The organism is Pseudoalteromonas sp. 19-MNA-CIBAN-0066 (assembly GCF_040308705.1).
GTDB lineage: Bacteria > Pseudomonadota > Gammaproteobacteria > Enterobacterales > Alteromonadaceae > Pseudoalteromonas > Pseudoalteromonas nigrifaciens.
This window is the reverse complement of record NZ_JBEONZ010000383.1, coordinates 1-242: the sequence shown is the minus strand read 5'-3', so window position 1 is coordinate 242 and position 242 is coordinate 1. Positions and strand designations below refer to the sequence as shown.

The 242-nt window shown below is 68.6% G+C and carries 1 protein-coding gene; it reads left to right on the top strand.

The features are described 5' to 3' along the window. Positions 1-242: solute carrier family 23 protein (locus AAEZ18_RS19515; protein ID WP_352256105.1), on the top strand; the 242-nt coding region annotated here is incomplete at both ends.

Sequence of the window (242 nt, the reverse complement as noted above, 5' to 3'; positions counted from 1 at the left end):
GCGCGAACTCGCTGCTGGCCGGCGTGTTCAATACGTTTCCGAGCTCGGTATTCGCGCAGAACAACGGCGTGATCCAGATCACCGGCGTCGCGAGCCGCTACGTCGGCATCTGGATCGCGGGCATGCTGGTGGTGCTCGGCCTGTTCCCGGTCGTCGCCGGCGTGCTGCAGGCGGTGCCGGAGCCGGTGCTCGGCGGTGCGGCGATGGTGATGTTCGGTGCGGTGGCCGCGTCGGGCATCAAC